The organism is Mycobacterium sp. E136, assembly GCF_001666865.1.
GTDB lineage: Bacteria > Actinomycetota > Actinomycetes > Mycobacteriales > Mycobacteriaceae > Mycobacterium.
Map to the genome: position 1 here is coordinate 14,202 of NZ_LZJE01000216.1, position 17,771 is coordinate 31,972.

Annotated in this window: 16 protein-coding genes and 1 pseudogene; 12 read left to right on the plus strand and 5 right to left on the minus strand. The window is 68.9% G+C overall.

Going from position 1 to position 17,771, the window contains the following annotated elements:
* Positions 1 to 49 precede the first annotated feature (49 nt).
* Together A5698_RS14220 and A5698_RS14225 are read left to right on the plus strand one after the other, a co-directional pair.
* A complete protein-coding gene (locus A5698_RS14220; protein ID WP_068297865.1) occupies positions 50 to 2,629 on the plus strand; it encodes a bifunctional FO biosynthesis protein CofGH in 2,580 nt (859 codons plus the stop codon).
* Between the two features lie 173 nt (positions 2,630 to 2,802).
* Positions 2,803 to 3,351, plus strand: a complete 549-nt coding sequence (locus A5698_RS14225) for a YceI family protein (RefSeq protein WP_068297931.1) — start codon at positions 2,803 to 2,805, stop codon at positions 3,349 to 3,351.
* A gap of 3 nt (positions 3,352 to 3,354) precedes the next feature.
* Here the strand turns inward: A5698_RS14225 and A5698_RS14230 are convergent, their stop codons facing one another.
* Complete coding sequence (locus A5698_RS14230; RefSeq protein WP_084792443.1) at positions 3,355 to 3,966, minus strand: DUF1353 domain-containing protein; 612 nt, start codon at positions 3,964 to 3,966, stop codon at positions 3,355 to 3,357.
* Positions 3,967 to 4,202: 236 nt separating this feature from the next.
* Here A5698_RS14230 and fdxA point away from each other — a divergent pair, with 236 nt between their 5' ends.
* Both fdxA and dapC read left to right on the plus strand, forming a co-directional pair.
* On the plus strand, positions 4,203 to 4,526 hold the full coding sequence (fdxA, locus tag A5698_RS14235; RefSeq protein WP_068297868.1) for a ferredoxin: 324 nt from the start codon (positions 4,203 to 4,205) through the stop codon (positions 4,524 to 4,526).
* The gene (gene dapC, locus A5698_RS14240; RefSeq protein ID WP_068297874.1) at positions 4,526 to 5,644 is read left to right on the plus strand and encodes a succinyldiaminopimelate transaminase; all 1,119 of its coding nucleotides are present in this window, start codon (positions 4,526 to 4,528) and stop codon (positions 5,642 to 5,644) included. The genes fdxA and dapC overlap by 1 nt, the downstream gene beginning before the upstream one ends.
* Here the strand turns inward: dapC and A5698_RS14245 are convergent.
* Positions 5,641 to 7,212 carry a PucR family transcriptional regulator gene (locus A5698_RS14245; RefSeq protein ID WP_068297877.1) on the minus strand — a complete coding sequence of 524 codons (1,572 nt, stop codon included), beginning with the start codon at positions 7,210 to 7,212 and terminating at the stop codon, positions 5,641 to 5,643. The two genes, dapC and A5698_RS14245, sit on opposite strands and share 4 nt — an antisense overlap.
* A 93-nt stretch (positions 7,213 to 7,305) precedes the next feature.
* Between A5698_RS14245 and pruA the strand changes: the two genes are divergently transcribed.
* Entirely contained in the window at positions 7,306 to 8,940 is a 1,635-nt protein-coding gene (pruA, locus tag A5698_RS14250; protein WP_068297880.1) for an L-glutamate gamma-semialdehyde dehydrogenase, read from the plus strand.
* Positions 8,940 to 9,905, plus strand: coding sequence for a proline dehydrogenase family protein (locus A5698_RS14255; RefSeq protein ID WP_068297882.1), 966 nt, complete (start codon positions 8,940 to 8,942; stop codon positions 9,903 to 9,905). Before pruA ends, A5698_RS14255 begins: the two co-directional genes overlap by 1 nt.
* On the opposite strand, the gene A5698_RS14260 is transcribed toward A5698_RS14255, so the two are convergent.
* Both A5698_RS14260 and A5698_RS14265 read right to left on the minus strand, forming a co-directional pair.
* Complete coding sequence (locus A5698_RS14260; protein WP_068297886.1) at positions 9,902 to 10,405, minus strand: Rv2253 family sensor-like surface protein; 504 nt, start codon at positions 10,403 to 10,405, stop codon at positions 9,902 to 9,904. The genes A5698_RS14255 and A5698_RS14260 overlap by 4 nt on opposite strands.
* 69 nt (positions 10,406 to 10,474) lie before the next feature.
* Positions 10,475 to 10,996: an NUDIX domain-containing protein gene (locus tag A5698_RS14265; RefSeq protein ID WP_068297937.1), complete on the minus strand. Its 522-nt coding sequence runs from the start codon at positions 10,994 to 10,996 to the stop codon at positions 10,475 to 10,477.
* Between the two features lie 93 nt (positions 10,997 to 11,089).
* On the opposite strand from A5698_RS14265, the gene A5698_RS14270 reads away from it, so the two are divergent.
* From A5698_RS14270 to A5698_RS14280, 3 genes are all read left to right on the plus strand, one after another.
* Positions 11,090 to 12,490 carry an acyl-CoA synthetase gene (locus tag A5698_RS14270; protein WP_068297890.1) on the plus strand — a complete coding sequence of 467 codons (1,401 nt, stop codon included), beginning with the start codon at positions 11,090 to 11,092 and terminating at the stop codon, positions 12,488 to 12,490.
* Positions 12,487 to 12,837, plus strand: a complete 351-nt coding sequence (locus A5698_RS14275; protein ID WP_068297893.1) for a VOC family protein — start codon at positions 12,487 to 12,489, stop codon at positions 12,835 to 12,837. The genes A5698_RS14270 and A5698_RS14275 overlap by 4 nt, the downstream gene beginning before the upstream one ends.
* Before the next feature lie 65 nt (positions 12,838 to 12,902).
* Positions 12,903 to 13,460 carry a M15 family metallopeptidase gene (locus A5698_RS14280; protein ID WP_068297897.1) on the plus strand — a complete coding sequence of 186 codons (558 nt, stop codon included), beginning with the start codon at positions 12,903 to 12,905 and terminating at the stop codon, positions 13,458 to 13,460.
* A gap of 28 nt (positions 13,461 to 13,488) precedes the next feature.
* On the opposite strand, the gene dapD is transcribed toward A5698_RS14280, so the two are convergent.
* The gene (gene dapD / locus A5698_RS14285; protein WP_068297900.1) at positions 13,489 to 14,433 is read right to left on the minus strand and encodes a 2,3,4,5-tetrahydropyridine-2,6-dicarboxylate N-succinyltransferase; all 945 of its coding nucleotides are present in this window, start codon (positions 14,431 to 14,433) and stop codon (positions 13,489 to 13,491) included.
* 24 nt (positions 14,434 to 14,457) lie between these two features.
* Here dapD and dapE point away from each other — a divergent pair, with 24 nt between their 5' ends.
* The 3 genes and pseudogenes from dapE to A5698_RS29450 form a co-directional block, all read left to right on the plus strand.
* Positions 14,458 to 15,522 carry a succinyl-diaminopimelate desuccinylase gene (gene dapE, locus A5698_RS14290; RefSeq protein WP_068297903.1) on the plus strand — a complete coding sequence of 355 codons (1,065 nt, stop codon included), beginning with the start codon at positions 14,458 to 14,460 and terminating at the stop codon, positions 15,520 to 15,522.
* Between the two features lie 102 nt (positions 15,523 to 15,624).
* Positions 15,625 to 17,241, plus strand: a complete 1,617-nt coding sequence (locus A5698_RS14295; protein WP_068297908.1) for an ABC-F family ATP-binding cassette domain-containing protein — start codon at positions 15,625 to 15,627, stop codon at positions 17,239 to 17,241.
* Positions 17,242 to 17,334: 93 nt separating this feature from the next.
* Positions 17,335 to 17,771, plus strand: a pseudogene (locus tag A5698_RS29450) (hypothetical protein); the annotation flags it as partial.

Below are 17,771 nucleotides of genomic sequence, written 5' to 3' on the forward strand. Positions count from 1 at the left end.
GGAAGTGAGACGCGCGGATGATCCTCAACGAGTGCGGGGTTATACGGGAGTGGCTCTGAACCCCCAGTACGGCGCCGATCTGCCCAGCCCGGTGATACCACCGAGACCCGACCAGCCCAGTCCTGCGGCTCTGCGGCGGGTGCTGCGCCGCGCACGCGACGGAGTGGCGCTCAACGTGGACGAGGCCGCGATCGCGATGACCGCCCGCGGCGAAGACCTCGCCGACCTCTGTGCCAGCGCCGCGCGGGTGCGCGATGCCGGGCTCGAAGCGGCAGGGCGGCGCGGGCCGTCGGGACGCCTGCCGGTCAGCTACTCGCGCAAGGTGTTCATCCCCGTCACCCACCTCTGCCGCGACACCTGCCGCTACTGCACGTTCGTCACGGTTCCCGGCCGGCTGCGCGCCCAGGACATGGGCATGTACATGGAGCCCGACGAGATCCTCGACGTCGCGCGCCGCGGTGCGGAATTGGGTTGTAAGGAAGCGTTGTTCACGCTCGGCGACCGCCCCGAGGCGCGGTGGGACGAGGCCCGTCAGTGGCTCGACGAGCGCGGCTATGACTCGACGCTGGACTATGTGCGCGCGATGGCGATTCGTGTGCTCGAGGAGACCGGGCTGCTGCCGCACCTGAATCCCGGCGTCATGAGCTGGTCGGAGCTGTCCCGGCTCAAGCCCGTCGCTCCGTCGATGGGCATGATGCTGGAGACGACGTCGCGCCGGCTGTTCGAGACGAAAGGCCTGGCGCATCACGGCAGTCCGGACAAGGACCCCGAGGTCCGGTTGCGCACGTTGGCCGACGCGGGTCGGCTGTCGATCCCGTTCACCACGGGCCTGCTGGTGGGCATCGGCGAGACGCTGCACGAGCGCGCCGAGACCATTCACGCGATCCGCCGGTCACACAAGGAGTTCGGGCACGTTCAGGAAGTGATCGTGCAGAACTTCCGCGCGAAAGACCACACCGCGATGGCCTCCTCACCCGACGCCGACTTCGAGGATTTCCTGGCGACGATCGCGGTCACCCGCCTGGTGATGGGGCCCAAGATGCGGATCCAGGCACCGCCGAACCTGGTGTCGCGCAACGAGTGCCTGGCCCTGGTCGGCGCGGGGGTCGACGACTGGGGCGGCGTGTCGCCGCTGACCCCCGACCACGTCAACCCCGAGCGGCCGTGGCCCGCGCTCGACGAGTTGGCCGCTGTGACCGCCGACGCCGGTTACGACCTGGTGCAGCGGCTCACCGCGCAGCCGCAGTACGTGCAGGCGGGCGCGGCGTGGATCGACCCGCGGGTGCGCGGGCACGTCGACGCGCTGGCCGACCCCGACACCGGGTTCGCGCTCGACGTCAATCCGGCCGGCCGGCCGTGGCAGGAGCCCGACGAGGCGTCGGAGTCGTTGGGCCGCACCGATCTTCACTCCGCGATCGATGAGGCGGGCCGGCTCACCGAGACGCGCAGCGACCTCGACAGCGCGTTCGGCGACTGGGAGTCGATCCGCGAGAAGATCTCCGAGCTCGCCGCCCGGGCGCCCGAACGCATCGACACCGACGTGCTCGCGGCACTGCGCGCCGCCGAGCGCGACCCGGCCGGGCTGTCTGACGATGAGTACCTGGCCTTGGCGTGCGCCGACGGTACCGCCTTGGATGCCGTTGCCGCGCTTGCCGATTCGCTGCGGCGCGACACCGTCGGCGACGACGTGACGTTCGTCGTCAACCGCAACATCAACTTCACCAACATCTGCTACACCGGTTGCCGGTTCTGCGCGTTCGCCCAGCGCAAGGGCGACGCCGACGCGTACTCGCTGTCGGTCGACGAGGTCGCCGACCGGGCGTGGGAGGCGCACGTCGCCGGCGCGACCGAGGTGTGCATGCAGGGCGGTATCGACCCCGAGCTTCCGGTCACCGGCTACGCCGACCTGGTGCGGGCGGTGAAGAAGCGGGTGCCGTCGATGCACGTACATGCGTTCTCCCCGATGGAGATCGCCAACGGCGTCACCCGCAGCGGCCTGTCGATCCGCGAGTGGTTGACGTCGCTGCGCGAGGCCGGTCTGGGCAGCATTCCGGGCACGGCCGCCGAGATCCTCGACGACGAGGTCCGGTGGGTCCTGACCAAGGGCAAGCTGCCGACGTCGATGTGGATCGAGGTTGTGACGACCGCCCACGAGGTCGGGCTGCGGTCGAGTTCGACGATGATGTACGGCCATGTCGACCAGCCGCGGCACTGGGTCGGCCATCTGCGCGTGTTGCGCGAAATCCAGGACCGCACAGGCGGTTTCACCGAGTTCGTACCGCTGCCGTTCGTGCATCAGAGTTCGCCGCTGTACCTGGCCGGCGGTGCCCGTCCGGGGCCCACGCACCGCGACAACCGCGCCGTGCACGCGCTGGCGCGAATCATGCTGCATGGCCGGATCGCCAACATCCAGACCAGCTGGGTCAAGCTCGGCGTCGAACGCACGCAGGTGATGCTCAACGGCGGCGCCAACGACCTCGGCGGCACCCTGATGGAGGAGACCATCTCGCGGATGGCCGGTTCGGAGTTCGGGTCCTACAAGACGGTCGAGGAACTCGTCGCGATCGCCGAGGGCATCGGCCGCCCGGCGCGCCAGCGCTCCACGACATACACCCCCCTCGCCGCCTAGCCCCGTTAAACCGCGAGCGTGCGTGTTTGCACACGCCACGCCGCGATTTTCCAGCACTTCATGCACGCTCGCCGCACCCTTGTGGAACAAAATCGGACCATGGTCCGTTTAGCAGAATGGGTGACGGTCGTCGGCCGGAGCCCAAGCAGACGACCACGAAGGAGCAAGCAACCATGACCACAGCAGTCGACACCGGCCTGACCGCAGGCACCTGGACCATCGACCCCGTTCACTCGACCGTCGGGTTCTCCGTACGCCACCTCGTGGTGAGCAAGGTGCGAGGAACGTTCGACACCTTCGACGGCGCGATCACCGTCGCCGAGGACGGCACCCCGTCCGTCACCGCCCAGATCGCGGTCGACTCCGTCAACACCCGCAACGAGCAGCGCGACGGCCACCTCAAGTCGGCCGACTTCTTCGACACCGCAGCGCATCCGACCGCCACCTTCACCTCGACCGGAGTCCGGTCCGACGGCGACGCCTACCTCGTCGACGGCGACTTCACCCTCAAGGGCGTCACGAAGCCGATCACGCTGCAGGTCGAGTTCCACGGCGTCAACCCCGGCATGGGCCACGGTGAGGTCGCCGGCTTCGAGGCCTCGGTCGTGTTGAACCGCAAGGACTTCGGCATCGACATCGACATGCCGCTCGAGACCGGCGGCGCGGTCGTCGGCGACAAGGTCACCGTCACCCTCGAGATCGAGGCCGTCAAACAGGCCTGATCGTCACGTCTTCAACGGCAGCGGTGGTGGTGTCTCGTCGGGCACCACCACCGCGACGATCGACTCGAGAACCCAGAACACCACCGTCGCCACGACGATCACCAACGCCGGCGCGACGACGATCGGCGCGGCGACGAGCAGCACCAAAGCCAGCGCGCCCGGCAGGTCCTTCCACCACCCGGCGCCTCCCTTGCCCTGCACCATCGCCGACAGCCGCACCGTCGCCCAGATGATCCAGCGGCGCAACAGGCTCACGCCGTCGCGTTGCATCTGCAGCCGGAAGCGGTGGTCGGCGGCGCGGCGATCGCAACCCGTGCGGTCGGGAAAGCGCCACAGATAGTCGTGCAGGACCGCGGCACGCGCGTATCGCCCCGCTCGAGGGACGAACCAGGCGACCATTCCCGGTACCGACACCAGGTCGGTCGGAAAGTCGGTGCAGACCTCGAACCGCTCGTTGGGTCCCTCGAATCCGAGCGGCTGCGTGGTGCGCCATTCGTCCCACGCACTTTCCTTGAAGAACTTCTTGGCGGCGCGCACGGCGTCCAGTTCGGACGCGGTCAGCTGGCGGACATGAAGGACGGCGGACTTCTCGACGGGCGGGGCGCAACGTTCCATCTCGCAGGTATAGCAAGGGCGAGCCGCAGAAGAGGGGTGTCTGCTAGGCAGCTGTATCTGCAACGTTTAGTATCAGTAACCACGCGCAACCCCTAACCCGGGTTGCGTGTGAAGTTAGGGCACACTGAGACGACCGTGCAGGTATCGACCACGGATACTTGCGGCCGAGCTTGGATGCTCACCCCCGTACGGCAGCCCACCGGACAGGAGATCGAGGAGACCTTGAGGAGAACACGGTGACGTACACCATTGCCGAACCTTGTGTTGACGTCAAAGACAAGGCTTGCATCGAGGAATGCCCTGTCGACTGCATCTACGAGGGCGCTCGCATGCTCTACATCCACCCGGATGAGTGCGTGGACTGCGGCGCCTGCGAACCGGTGTGCCCCGTCGAGGCCATCTACTACGAAGACGACGTGCCCGATCAGTGGAGCAGCTACACGCAGATCAACGCCGACTTCTTCACCGAGCTGGGTTCGCCCGGCGGTGCGTCGAAGGTGGGTCAGACCGACAACGACCCCGAGCCGGTCAAGAGTCTGCCGCCGCAAGGTGAGGACTGATAACGGCTCACGCACGGCTCCGTAGACGCGTCAGCGCGTCGCTGCCGGCATTCCCCTGGGACACCCTGGCCGACGTGACCGCGCTGGCGCGCGCACACCCGGACGGCATCGTCGACCTGTCCGTGGGCACTCCGGTCGACCCGGTGGCGCCCGTCATCCGCGATGCGCTCGCGGCGGCCAGCGCGTCACCCGGCTACCCGACGACGGCGGGCACCCCGGCGCTGCGCGAGGCCGCGGTGAACGCGCTGGAGCGGCGCTACGGCGTCTCGGGCCTCTCGGCCGACGCGGTGTTGCCGGTGATCGGCACCAAGGAGCTCATCGCCTGGTTGCCGACGCTGCTGGGCCTCGGCCCCGACGACGCTGTGGTGGCGCCCGAGCTGGCATACCCCACGTACGACGTCGGCGCGCGGCTGGCGGGTGCGCAGATCGTGCGGGCCGATTCGCTGACACAACTGGGTCCGCAGACACCGGCCCTGGTGTTTTTGAACTCGCCGAGCAACCCGACCGGCAAGGTGCTCGGCGTCGACCATCTGCGCAAGGTGGTCGGCTGGGCGCGCGAGCGCGGGGTTCTGGTCGCCTCCGACGAGTGCTACCTCGGCCTGGGTTGGGACGCCGAACCGGTCTCGGTCCTGCATCCGTCGGTCTGTGACGGTGACCACACCGGGTTGCTGGCCGTGCATTCGCTGTCGAAGACGTCGTCGCTGGCCGGGTACCGGGCCGGGTTCGTCGCCGGCGACCCGGAGGTGGTCGCCGAACTGCTGGCGGTCCGCAAGCACGCCGGGATGATGGTGCCGACACCGGTGCAGGGCGCGATGGTCGCCGCGCTCGACAACGACGAGCACGAACGCGAGCAGCGGGCCCGGTATGCGAAACGGCGCGAAATCCTGCTTCCCGCCGTGCGTTCGGCGGGGTTGACCGTCGAGGACTCCGAGGCCGGGTTGTACCTGTGGGCCACGCGCGGCGAGCCGTGCCGCGACACCGCCGCCTGGCTCGCGCAGCTCGGCATCCTCGTCGCACCCGGCGAGTTCTACGGCGCCCGAGGAACCAAACATGTGCGGATCGCGCTGACCGCGACCGACGAGCGTATTGCCGCTGCGGCGCAGCGCCTTTCGGCCTAAGCCTCCGTCGCGCGCAGGCCCAGCGCGAGCACCAGCCGGTCATCGGGATCGGTCAGCGACGTCGACAGCAGCTTCTCGATCCGTCGGATGCGGTAGCGCACAGTGTTGGGATGCACGTGCAACCGGTGCGCGACCGCGGCGATGTCGCCGAACGCGTCGAGGTAGGCGCCGAGCGTCTCGGCGAGCACCGGATCCTGTTCGCGCAGTCGATGTATCCGTGGGTCGACGAGGCGCGGTCCCATCCGGGAGACGATCTCGTCGAGCAGCACGGTGGTCCGTGCATCGTCGAGCGACGCGACGTCGCCGATGGCGCCGGGGTGGCGTTGTGCGCTGTCGAAGACCCGGTCCACCTCGGTGCGTGCGCTCGCGGCGGCCGCCAGCCCCGTGATCGGGGCTGCGACGACGGCCCGCAGCGAGAGGCCCAGTTCGCGGTCGAGCGTCGCGACCACGCCGCGCACCCAGGACATCACCGACGAGGTCACGCCGATCTTCGGCAGCAGCACATAGACCCGGCCGTTGCTCGAGGCGATCTGCGCATCGGGCCGAAATGCACCGGCACTCAGCGCGATCACGCCGGCCGGCGCTGTCCCCTCGGGGTCGGCGAACCCGACCAGCGCGGCGCGACCGCCGGCCGGGATACCGAGTTCCTTTGCCAGAGCGGCGACATCGGCGGCGTCCCCCGACAGGCCGAGCAATTCCTGTACCTGTCGGGTGTGCGTTGACGGTGAGGCCGACAGCCGCGACATGATCCTGGCCGCCAAGACCGCCCCGCCCCGCAATACGTCCTCGACATCGTCTGCCAGCGGCGTCGAACCTTGTTGCAGCCAAATGGTTCCCGCGAAGCGGGTCGCCTTGCGGTCGGGGAGATGGATGCCGACGGCCAGGCGCGGTCGCAGCCCGAGCTCCGGCCGTTCGGCGACACGCACGACTTCGGTGCCCGATCTCAGGGCGTCGAAGATGCCCCACTGCGCGATCCAGGCCAGGTGCTCGGGCGGGCCGGCGCGCCCCAGGATGGTCAACCGGCGCAGTTCGTCGGCCTCGTCGCTGGAGGCCGAATAGGCCAGCACATGCGAGTCCTCGTCCTCGATGCTGATCATCCCGCGAGTGCGGTCCGCGATCGACTGGGCCAGGCCGAACAAGTCGGTGCCCGGATCGTGGTGCGGGTCACCGCGGTCGCCGTGGTGGTCGAAGGCGTGGTTGACCAACTTGTACAGGGACTCCCATCGGGCCTGCGGTTCGACGGCCACGACCCCGGTGCCCAGCGCGACCGCCCGCTCGACGGCGGCACTGGTGGGGTGTTTGACGAAGATGGCCGCCGGCGCCCGGCCCGTTCCGGCGAACTGCCGTTCGAGCCAGCGCACCGCCTCCGTGTCGTCGACACCGAGCAAGAAGAACAGATCGGCGGACCCGGGGCCGACGGCCAGTCCCAGCCGAAGGTCGTCGGCATCGACCAGCGCGACCGACGCGACCGGCATGTCCAGGCCGCGCGGCGCCTCGACCAGCGTCACCATGGTGCGGTCCAGCGCGAGCAGCAGCTGACCCAACCCCAGCCCGGACCGTGGCTCCATCGCATGCCCCTTTGTCTGATCCGACTATAGATTGTCGATCGTGTTGTCGGATCGTCCATCGGATTCGGTGTCGGATCCGAGCATCATTTCGCCATGGATGCCATCACTGACGTGCCTGCACCGGCCAACGAGCCGGTCCACGACTACGCGCCCGGCTCGGGTGAACGCACCCGACTCGTCGAAGCGCTGAGCGCCGTCGCCGCCGATCCCGTCGACCTGCCGCACGTCATCGGCGGCAGGCATCGCATGGGTGACGGGGAACGGATCGACGTGGTGCAGCCACACCGCCACACCGATCCTTCCGGGCGGCTGGGCACGTTCACCAACGCCACCCACGCCGACGCCGCCGCTGCCGTCGAAGCCGCGATGGCCGCCAAGGCGCAGTGGGAGGCGACGCCGTTCGACGAACGGGCCGCGGTGTTCCTGCGGGCGGCCGACATGCTCGCGGGGCCATGGCGCGAAAAGCTCTGCGCCGCCACCATGCTCGGTCAGTCCAAGTCGGCGTATCAGGCCGAGATCGACGCGGCCTGCGAGCTGATCGACTTCTGGCGCTTCAACGTCTCGTTCGCGCGACAGATCCTGGCCCAGCAGCCGATCAGCGTGCGCGGGGTGTGGAACCGCACCGATTACCGGCCGCTCGACGGATTCGTCTATGCGATAACGCCGTTCAACTTCACCGCGATCGCGGGCAATTTGCCGACGGCACCGGCCTTGATGGGCAATACCGTGGTGTGGAAGCCGTCGCCCACCCAGACGTTCGCCGCCTATCTGACCATGCAGTTGCTGGAACAGGCCGGCCTGCCGCCCGGCGTCATCAACATGCTCACCGGCGACGGGGTGGCGGTCTCCGATGTGGCGCTGGCGGATCCGCGCCTGGCCGGCATCCACTTCACCGGGTCGACCGCCACCTTCCAGCACCTGTGGCGGGAGGTCGGCGCCAACATCGACCGCTACCACGGCTATCCGCGCCTGGTGGGGGAGACCGGCGGTAAGGACTTCATCGTCGCGCACGCCAGCGCGCAACCGGACGTGCTGCGCACCGCGCTGATCCGCGGCGCGTTCGACTATCAGGGCCAGAAGTGCTCGGCGGCGTCGCGGGCGTTCGTCGCGCGTTCGGTGTGGCAGCAGATGGGCGACGACTTCCTGTCCGCAACAGCGGAACTGCGCTACGGCGACATCACCGACCTGAGCAACTTCGGGGGCGCGCTGATCGACGACCGCGCGTTCGCCAAGAATGTCAAGGCCATCGAGAGGGCGAAGGACGCCCACGTGACCATCGCCGTCGGCGGTGAATACGACGACTCGGAGGGCTATTTCGTCCGGCCGACCGTGTTGCTGTCCGACGATCCGGCCGACGAGGCGTTCAGCACCGAGTATTTCGGCCCGATCCTGGCCGTACACGTCTACCCGGACGACGACTACGACCGCATCCTCGACGTCGTCGATGCCGGCGCGAAGTACGCGCTGACCGGCGCGGTGATCGCCGACGATCGCGCCGCGGTGCTGCAGGCGGAGCGACGACTGCGCCACGCCGCCGGGAACTTCTACGTCAACGACAAGCCCACCGGCGCCATCGTGGGGCAGCAACCGTTCGGCGGGTCGCGAGCCTCGGGGACCAACGACAAGGCCGGGTCGCCGCTGAACCTGGTGCGGTGGACGTCGGCGCGGTCGATCAAGGAGACGCTCGTGCCGCCGACCGACCACAACTACCCGCACATGGGGCAGTGATGGGGGTCTTCGATCGCGTCGCGCGACCGGCGATACTGGCTGCCAGCCGGCGCGACTACCTGCGTAGGACCGCCGAGCGGCTGCCGCTCACGCGGGAGGTCGTGCACCGGTTCGTGCCGGGAGAGACGGTGCACGATGCGCTCGACTCCGTTGCGCGCTTGCGGGCTTCGGGGCGCCTCGTGTCGATCGATCACCTCGGCGAAGACGTGACGGACGCCGACACCGCGACCGAGAACGTCAACGCGTATCTGGCACTGCTCGACGGCTTCGCGCGGCGCGGGGAGGGGCTGGCCGTTATAGCGCCGCTGGAGGTCTCGCTGAAGTTGTCGGCCCTCGGCCAGGCGCTGCCCCGCGACGGGGAGAAGATCGCGCTGGAGAACGCCCACACCGTCTGCGAGCGGGCACAGCGCATCGGGGTGTGGGTGACGGTGGACGCCGAGGACCACACCACCACCGACTCCACCCTGTCGATCGTTCGCGATCTCCGAACCGAATTCGGTTGGCTGGGAACGGTGTTGCAGGCCTATCTCAGGCGCACCCACGCCGACTGTCAGGACTTCGCCGCTTCGGGGGCGCGAATCCGCCTGTGCAAGGGCGCCTACGACGAACCTGCGTCGGTGGCCTATCGTGACCGCGACGACGTCACCGACTCGTATCTGCGTTGCTTGCGGGTGCTGATGTCGGGTGCCGGCTACCCGATGGTGGCCTCCCACGATCCGGCGATCATCGCTGCGGTTCCCGGGCTGGCCGCCGAGAACGGCCGCGGCGTCGACGATTTCGAATACCAGATGCTGTACGGCATCCGCGACGCCGAGCAGCGCAGGCTCGCCGATGCCGGTAATCATGTGCGGGTGTACGTGCCGTTCGGCACCCAGTGGTACGGATACTTCGTGCGCAGGCTCGCCGAACGCCCCGCGAACCTGATGTTCTTCCTGCGGGCGCTGGCCGAACGCCGCAGCGCTTAGACGGGACGGGCGGCGACGGGCATCAGAACCGTGCCGCGGCACGGCCCGGCGAGGATTTCGGTGTGCCAGGTCCCGAACAGCTGTCCGTCGATGTCGGGGGCGTAGAACACCCGCGACCGGGCCGGTGCGTACTGGCTGGGCGCGCCGTCTCCCTGAAAGCACTCCCACTGCCAGTTGTAGGCGTACTGCCACTTGGCGCCATCCCAGGTGTAGCGGATCGGTTGGGGGATGGTCGGATTGCTCGGCGCCGGTCCTTCGACGACGGTGGCCACACACAATCCTGCCGAGCAGTCGGTCACCAGCACGTACTGCGCGCCGAAGTCGGGTTCGGGTTGACGCGCGGCGATGCTGGTGCCCATCTTGTCCGACGCGTAGGTGACGATCTGGTAGCGCCCGTTCCATGCCGGGTTCGCTGCATCCGCCGACGGCAGCGCCGAAAGGCTCGCGGCGGCAGCACAAGTCACCCCGAACAGCGCGCTGGTCAGGGTGCGGACAGACATGTCGGGAACACTACTGAGCCGAATCACCGCCGACGTCCGCGACACGGTTTGCTGAAGGCTACGACACCGTCACGGATTGGAATCGATGCGCCGGTCGCGGTTCGAATCAACGCCCGACAGCAACAGCAGGCCCCATGCGGCGATGGACTGGGCGTCGGTGATGACGCCGTCGCGCATCATCTGCTCGACCTCGTCGCGGGTGAACCACTCGCTGTGCATGTCTTGTTCTTCGTGTTCGCGGTCGTGCTCGCCCTCGGTGATACCCGTCGCCAGGAACACCCAGCCGCGCTGGCTGCTCATCCCCGGCGCCACGTCGAGCAGGCCGAGGCGCACGAACTCCGTCGCGCGCAGACCCGTCTCCTCGCGCAGTTCGCGTGCCGCGAGGTCGGCGGGAGCGAGGTCCTGCTGGTCAGGCGCGGTGCCCTGCGGGAACTCCCACCGCCGCAGGCCCAGCGGATAGCGGAACTGCTCGACCAACCGGACCCGGTCGCCGTCTCGCGCGATCACCAGGGCGTACGTCGGCTTGTCGACGACCGCGTAGACGCCGTCGCTGCCGTCGGGCCTGCGGATGTCGTCCTCACGCAGCGTCATCCAGTTGTTCCGGTACACCTCGCGTGAGGCCAGCCGCTCGATGTGGGTCACGCGCCCAGTATCGCCGAGCCGATGTGGGTAACCTCGCTGCTTATGCTGCTGGCTTCGTTGAACCCCGCCGCCGTCGCGGGTGGCGCCGACATCGAGGGCGCTGTCCGCATCGACGGGGCGCGGTTGTCGCGCAGCGATCTGGTGGGTGCGGCGACCTCGGTGGCCGAACGCGTCGCCGGTGCGCAGCGGGTCGCCGTGCTGGCCACGCCGACGGTGCAGACGGTGCTGGCGGTGACGGGGTGTCTGATCGCCGGTGTGCCCGTTGTGCCGGTGCCCGCCGACGTCGGCGCCGCCGAGCGTAGGCATATCCTCACCGACTCGGGCGCGCAGGCGTGGCTGGGGGAGAAGCCGGACGAGACCGAGGGCCTGCAGCACGTCCCGGTGCGGCTGCATGCGCGCTCGTGGCACCGCTACGCCGAACCCGCCGACGAGTCGCCCGCGCTGATCATCTACACCTCCGGTACGACCGGCCCGCCCAAGGGCGTCTCCATCAGCCGCCGCGCGATCGCCGCCGACATCGACGCGCTCGCCGAGGCGTGGCAGTGGACGCCCGGCGACATCCTGGTGCACGGGCTGCCGCTGTACCACGTGCACGGGTTGATCCTCGGCCTGCTCGGTTCGCTGCGCATCGGAAATCGGTTCGTGCACACCGGCAAACCGCGCCCGCAGGACTACGCGGCCGCCGGCGGGTCGCTGTACTTCGGGGTTCCGACGGTGTGGTCTCGGGTGGCCGACGACGCGGAATCCGCCGCCGCGCTGAAGTCGGCGCGGTTGCTGGTCTCGGGCAGCGCCCCGCTGCCGGTGCCGGTGTTCGACAAGTTGGCCGAGCGGACCGGGCACCGGCCGATCGAACGGTACGGCTCGACGGAGTCGCTGATCACGATCAGCACCCGCGCCGACGGTGAGCGCAGACCGGGCTGGGTGGGTCTGCCGTTGAGCGGTATCGAGACGCGGTTGGTCGACGAGCACGGTGCCGCGGTCCCGCACGACGGGGAAACAATTGGCCAGCTTCACGTTCGCGGCGCGACGCTGTTCGACGGCTACCTCAACCGGCCCGATGCGACCGCCGAGGTGCTCGACGCCGACGGTTGGTACCGCACCGGGGATGTCGCGGTGATCGACTCCGACGGCATGCACCGCATCGTCGGACGCGAGTCCGTCGACCTGATCAAGACCGGCGGCTTCCGGGTCGGGGCGGGGGAGATCGAGACCGCGATGCTGGGGCACCCCGGCGTGCGCGAGGTGGCGGTGGTCGGCGTGCCCGACGACGACCTCGGCCAGCGCATCGTCGCGTTCGTCGTCGGCGATGCCCGCCCTGATGAGTTGATTGAGTTTGTGGCGCAACAGCTTTCGGTACACAAGCGACCGCGTGAGGTGCGGCTGGTCGACTCGCTGCCCCGCAACGCGATGGGCAAGGTGCTCAAGAAGGAGCTGTCACGGTGACGCTCGAGTTCGACGAGATCTGCATCGACGCTCACGATGCCTCAGCGCTGGGCAAGTGGTGGTCGCAGGTGCTGGGCTGGCCCCACGACGTCGACGCCGACGGTGATGTCGTGCTGCACGCGCCGCCGGGTGCGGGCCCGAACTGGCTGTTCCTCGCGGTGCCCGACGAGAAGGTCGTCAAGAACCGCATCCACTTCGACTTTCGGCCCGACGACCAGCAGGCCGAGGTCGAGCGCGTCGTCGCCCTCGGCGCCCGGCACGTCGACATCGGCCAGGGCGACGAAACCTGGGTTGTGCTCGCCGATCCCGAGGGCAACGAATTCTGCATCCTGGCCGCCGAAGATTGACCCCTCGGCCCCCATCGGCGCGAGCGTGCGTGTTTGTACACGACACGCCGCGAAAACTCAGCCTCATGTGCACGCTCGCGGCGGTGTCGGTGTGCGCAATCGCGGCGTGCGGTACGGCTGCGCCGCCTCCGGCCCCGGCCCCCCTCGTCGGCCAGGAACCCATGACGCTCGGACCGGCAGCGCAGGACACCGTCGGCGGTTGGCTGCCCGACGGTCGCATGCTCAGCCCGTTCGACAGCAGCGATCCGATCGTGGAGTGGCTGGACCCGGCGCTGCGCGAGGCGGTTCAGGAGGCGGCCCGCCACGCCGAGAGTGACGGCATCGAGATGCGCATCTCGTCGGGGTGGCGATCGAAGGGTTTCCAAGAAAGACTGTTCGCCGATGGTGTCATCAGGTACGGAAGCGTCGGAGCCGCACGGGAATTCGTGGCATCGCCGGAGAAGTCGAAGCACGTCACCGGTCAGGCCGTCGATATCGGTCCCGTCGAGGCGGACAAGTGGCTCATCGCCAACGGTCGAGAGTTCGGCCTGTGCCAGGTCTACGCCAACGAAATCTGGCACTTCGAGCTGGCCGCGGTCGATGGGCGCTGTCCGCCGCTGAAGCCCAACGCCGCGGCGGATTGAGCCCGCTCGCGGCAGAGCGGAAGCCCAGTCAGTTCTGGTGCAGGGCCTCGTTCAGCGTGATGCCGGTGCCGTCGCGCTTGACCACCTCGACGGCGCCCGACAGCGAATTGCGCCGGAACAACAGGTTGTTGGCGCCCGAGAGTTCCCGCGCCTTGACGGTCTTGCCGTCGCCGGTCTGCACCTTGGTGCCCGCGGTGACGTACAAGCCCGCCTCGATGACACAGTCGTCGCCGAGCGAAATGCCAAGGCCCGCATTGGCGCCGAGCAGGCACCGCTTGCCGATCGAGATCACCTCGGTGCCACCGCCCGAGAGCGTGCCCATGATCGACGCGCCGCCGCCGACGTCGGATCCGTCGCCGACCACCACGCCCGCCGAGATGCGCCCCTCGACCATCGAGCTGCCGAGCGTGCCCGCGTTGTAGTTGACGAAGCCCTCGTGCATGACGGTGGTGCCCTCGGCCAGATGCGCGCCCAGGCGCACCCGGTCGGCGTCGGCCACCCGCACGCCGGTCGGCAACACGTAGTCGACCATCCGCGGGAACTTGTCCACTCCGTAGACCGTCACGGGTCCGCGCTTGCGCAGCCGCGCCCGCACGGTCTCGAAGTCGGCGACCGCGCACGGCCCGTGGTTCGTCCACACGACGTTGGTCAGCACGCCGAAAAAGCCATCGGCGTTCAGGCCGTGCGGCGCGACCAGCCGGTGCGAGAGCAGGTGCAACCGCAGATATGCGTCGTAGGCGTCGGCGGCCTTGTCGTCCAGCGACGAGATCACCGTCCGCACCGCCACGATGTCGACGCTGCGATCCTCGTCGCGCCCGGTCAGCGCGCCCAACTCCTCGGGTACCTCGGCCACCGACAGCCGGGTCGTACCCGACGGGCCGTCGCCGCCGAGTTCGGGTGCCGGGAACCATGTGTCGAGGACCGATCCGTCGGCGGCGATCGTCGCCAGCCCAATACCTGCAGCAGAAGTCACGCGGATAAGACTAACGTCAGCCGTGTGGGCCTCGATTTGCACGGTGATCCGGTCGCGCTGACCGCTGCGCTGGTGGACATCCCCAGCGAGTCGCGCCACGAGAAGCGCATCGCCGACGAGGTCGAGGCCGCGCTGCGGGAACAGACGAACTTCGAAGTCATCCGCAACGCCGACGCCGTGCTGGCCCGCACGAACCTCGGCCTGCCGTCGCGGGTTCTGCTCGCAGGCCACCTCGACACCGTGCCCGTCGCCGACAACCTGCCGAGCCGCCTCGTCGACGGCGAGTTGCACGGCTGCGGCACCTCCGACATGAAATCCGGTGACGCGGTGTTTCTGCACCTGGCCGCCACCGTCGCCGAACCGACGCACGACATCACGCTGGTGATGTACGACTGCGAGGAGATCGAGGCGTCCGCCAACGGATTGAACCGCATCGAGAAGGAATTGCCCGACTGGCTGCAGGCCGACGTGGCGATCCTCGGCGAACCGTCCGGCGGCTACATCGAGGCCGGCTGCCAGGGCACGCTGCGGGTCGTGATCAGCGCCACCGGCACCCGCGCCCACTCGGCGCGATCGTGGTTGGGCGACAACGCCATTCACAAGCTCGGCGCGGTGCTGGACCGGCTGTCGTCGTATCAGCCCCGCAGTGTGGAGATCGACGGCTGCACCTACCGCGAAGGCCTTTCCGCCGTGCGCATCGACGGCGGCATCGCGGGCAACGTCATCCCCGATGCGGCATCGGTGACGGTGAATTTCCGGTTCGCGCCCGACCGCGGCGTCGACGAGGCGCTGCACCACGTTCGCGACGTGTTCGACGGCCTGGACGTCGAGATCGAACTGACCGACGCGGCGGCCGGGGCGCTGCCCGGGCTGACCAAACCCGCCGCGGCGGCGCTGGTACAGGCCGCCGGGGGCCAGGTCCGCGCCAAGTACGGGTGGACGGACGTGTCCCGATTCGCCGCGCTCGGCATTCCGGCGGTCAACTACGGGCCCGGCGACCCGAACCTTGCGCACCGTGTCGACGAGCGCGTCGAGACCGCGAAGATCACCGCCGCGACCGACGTGTTGCGCCGGTATTTAACCGCTTGACCGCACACCTACCCTGAAGACATGTGAGTTGACGACGTCTCCGGGTGCTGCCCGGATCCGACCGTCCCTGCTTCCGTGCGATTCCCGAAGAGATCAACTCACATGTCTTCCATCGTCTGTTCTGATCTGTCTTTCGCGTGGCCCGATGACACGCTGCTGTTCGACGGGCTGTCCTTCACCGTCGGCGAGGGCCGAACCGGTCTAATCGCCCCCAACGGCGCGGGGAAGAGCGCGTTGCTCAAGCTCATCGCTGCGGAGCTGACGCCGACGTCGGGCTCCGTCACCGTCGACGGCCGGCTTGGATATCTGCCGCAGTCGCTGCCCTACATCGCGCATCGCACCGTCGCCGAGCTCATAGGCGTCGCACCCGTGATCGAGGCGCTCGACGCCCTCGCCGACGGCAAATCCGACGAGGACGTCTTCGCCACGATCGGCGACGACTGGGACGTCGAGGAACGTGCGCGGGCCCAGCTGGATCGCCTCGGCCTGAGCCACATCGCGCTCGACCGTCGGCTCGACACGCTGTCGGGCGGCGAGATCGTGAGCATCGGCATCGGCGCCCAGCTGCTGAGCCGCCCCGACGTACTCCTGCTCGATGAGCCGACCAACAACCTCGACCTCGACGCGCGGCATCGGCTCTACGCCGCCCTCGACGACTTCGCCGGTTGTCTACTCGTGGTCAGCCACGACCGGATGCTGCTCGACCGAATGGACCGGATCGTGGAGCTGTACAGCGGCGAACTCCGCTCGTACGGTGGCAATTTCACGATGTACACCGGAGCGGTCGAGCTCGAGCAACGCGTCGCCGAGAGCAATGTGCGCAGCGCCCAACAGCTCCTCAAGCGCGAGAAGCGGGAGAAACAACAGGCCCGCGAGCGGGCGGCGCGGCGAGCCGGTACGGCGGCCCGCAACATCAAGGACGCCGGACTGCCGAAAATCGTTGCCGGAGCGCAGAAGCGGCGTGCGCAGGAGTCGGCGGGCCGCGTCGACCGGGTCGGGGCGGCACGCGTCGACGACGCAAGAGACCGTCTGCAAGAGGCCGAACGCGCGGTGCGAGACGACGACACCCTCGTGCTCGATCTGCCCGAGACCGCCGTTCCCGCCGGCCGAGATGTGCTCACCGCCGAAGGGTTACGTCTCCTGGTGCGTGACCGGCCAATCCTCGACGGCGTCGATCTGTCGGTGCGCGGCCCCGAGCGCATCGCGCTCACCGGTCCGAACGGGACGGGCAAGTCGACGCTGTTGCGCATCGTGACCGCAGACGTGGAACCGGACGGCGGAACGGTGGCTCGCAGTGGTGGTCGCTTCGCGCACCTGTCGCAGCGGCTCGACCTGCTCGATCCGCGCGACACGGTCGCCGAGAGTCTGGCCGCCTCCGCACCGAGCCTCTCGCACACGCGCCGCATGCATCTGCTGGCGCAATTCCTCTTCCACGGCGACCGCATCCATCTGCCGGTGAGCGCGCTGTCCGGCGGTGAACGACTTCGCGCGACGCTGGCTTGCGTGTTATTCGCCGAACCGGCACCCGAACTGCTCCTGCTCGACGAGCCCACCAACAACCTCGACCTCGTCAGCGTCGGGCAACTCGAGGCCGCCCTGAACGCGTACCGCGGCGCGTTCATCGTCGTCAGCCACGACGAGCGGTTTCTCACCGAGATCGGCGTGCAGCGGTGGCTCCGGCTATCCGGCGGCCGTCTCGAGGAGGTGCGGATGCCCTGATCGCGCGTCGTGCGGGTCGAAATCGGCGCACTGACAGCTACCCGGAGCACGGTAAGTTTGAGACCCGAAGCGTGTCATCAAGGGGGTCGCGCCATGGGCATCACGCCCGATTCCAGCCCGTACGGTGGCCAGACCGTGACCGGCCCGGGCTGGCCGAACGTCGACGAGGAGACGTTGGCCGCCGCCGCGGCGTCCTACGAGGCGCTCGCGGGCAAGATCAGCGGCAATGTGGTCCCCGAACAGCAAGGCCAGCTGATGAAGCTGTCCGACTCGTGGGAGGGCGCGGGCGCGGTGGCCGCGGCGGGCGAGGCCACCACCATCATCGGCGGGCACGAGGCCAACGCGGCGCAGGCGGCCGCGATCGCTTCACACTCCTGCTGGACCTCCTGGGCGATCGTGTTGGCCAGCGTCTTCGTCTTCACGACGGTGGCCTCCATCGCGCGCAGCTTGGCGGCGATCGCGGCCGCCTGCGCCGCGTTGGCCTCGTGCCCGCCGATGATGGTGGTGGCCTCGCCCGCCGCGGCCACCGC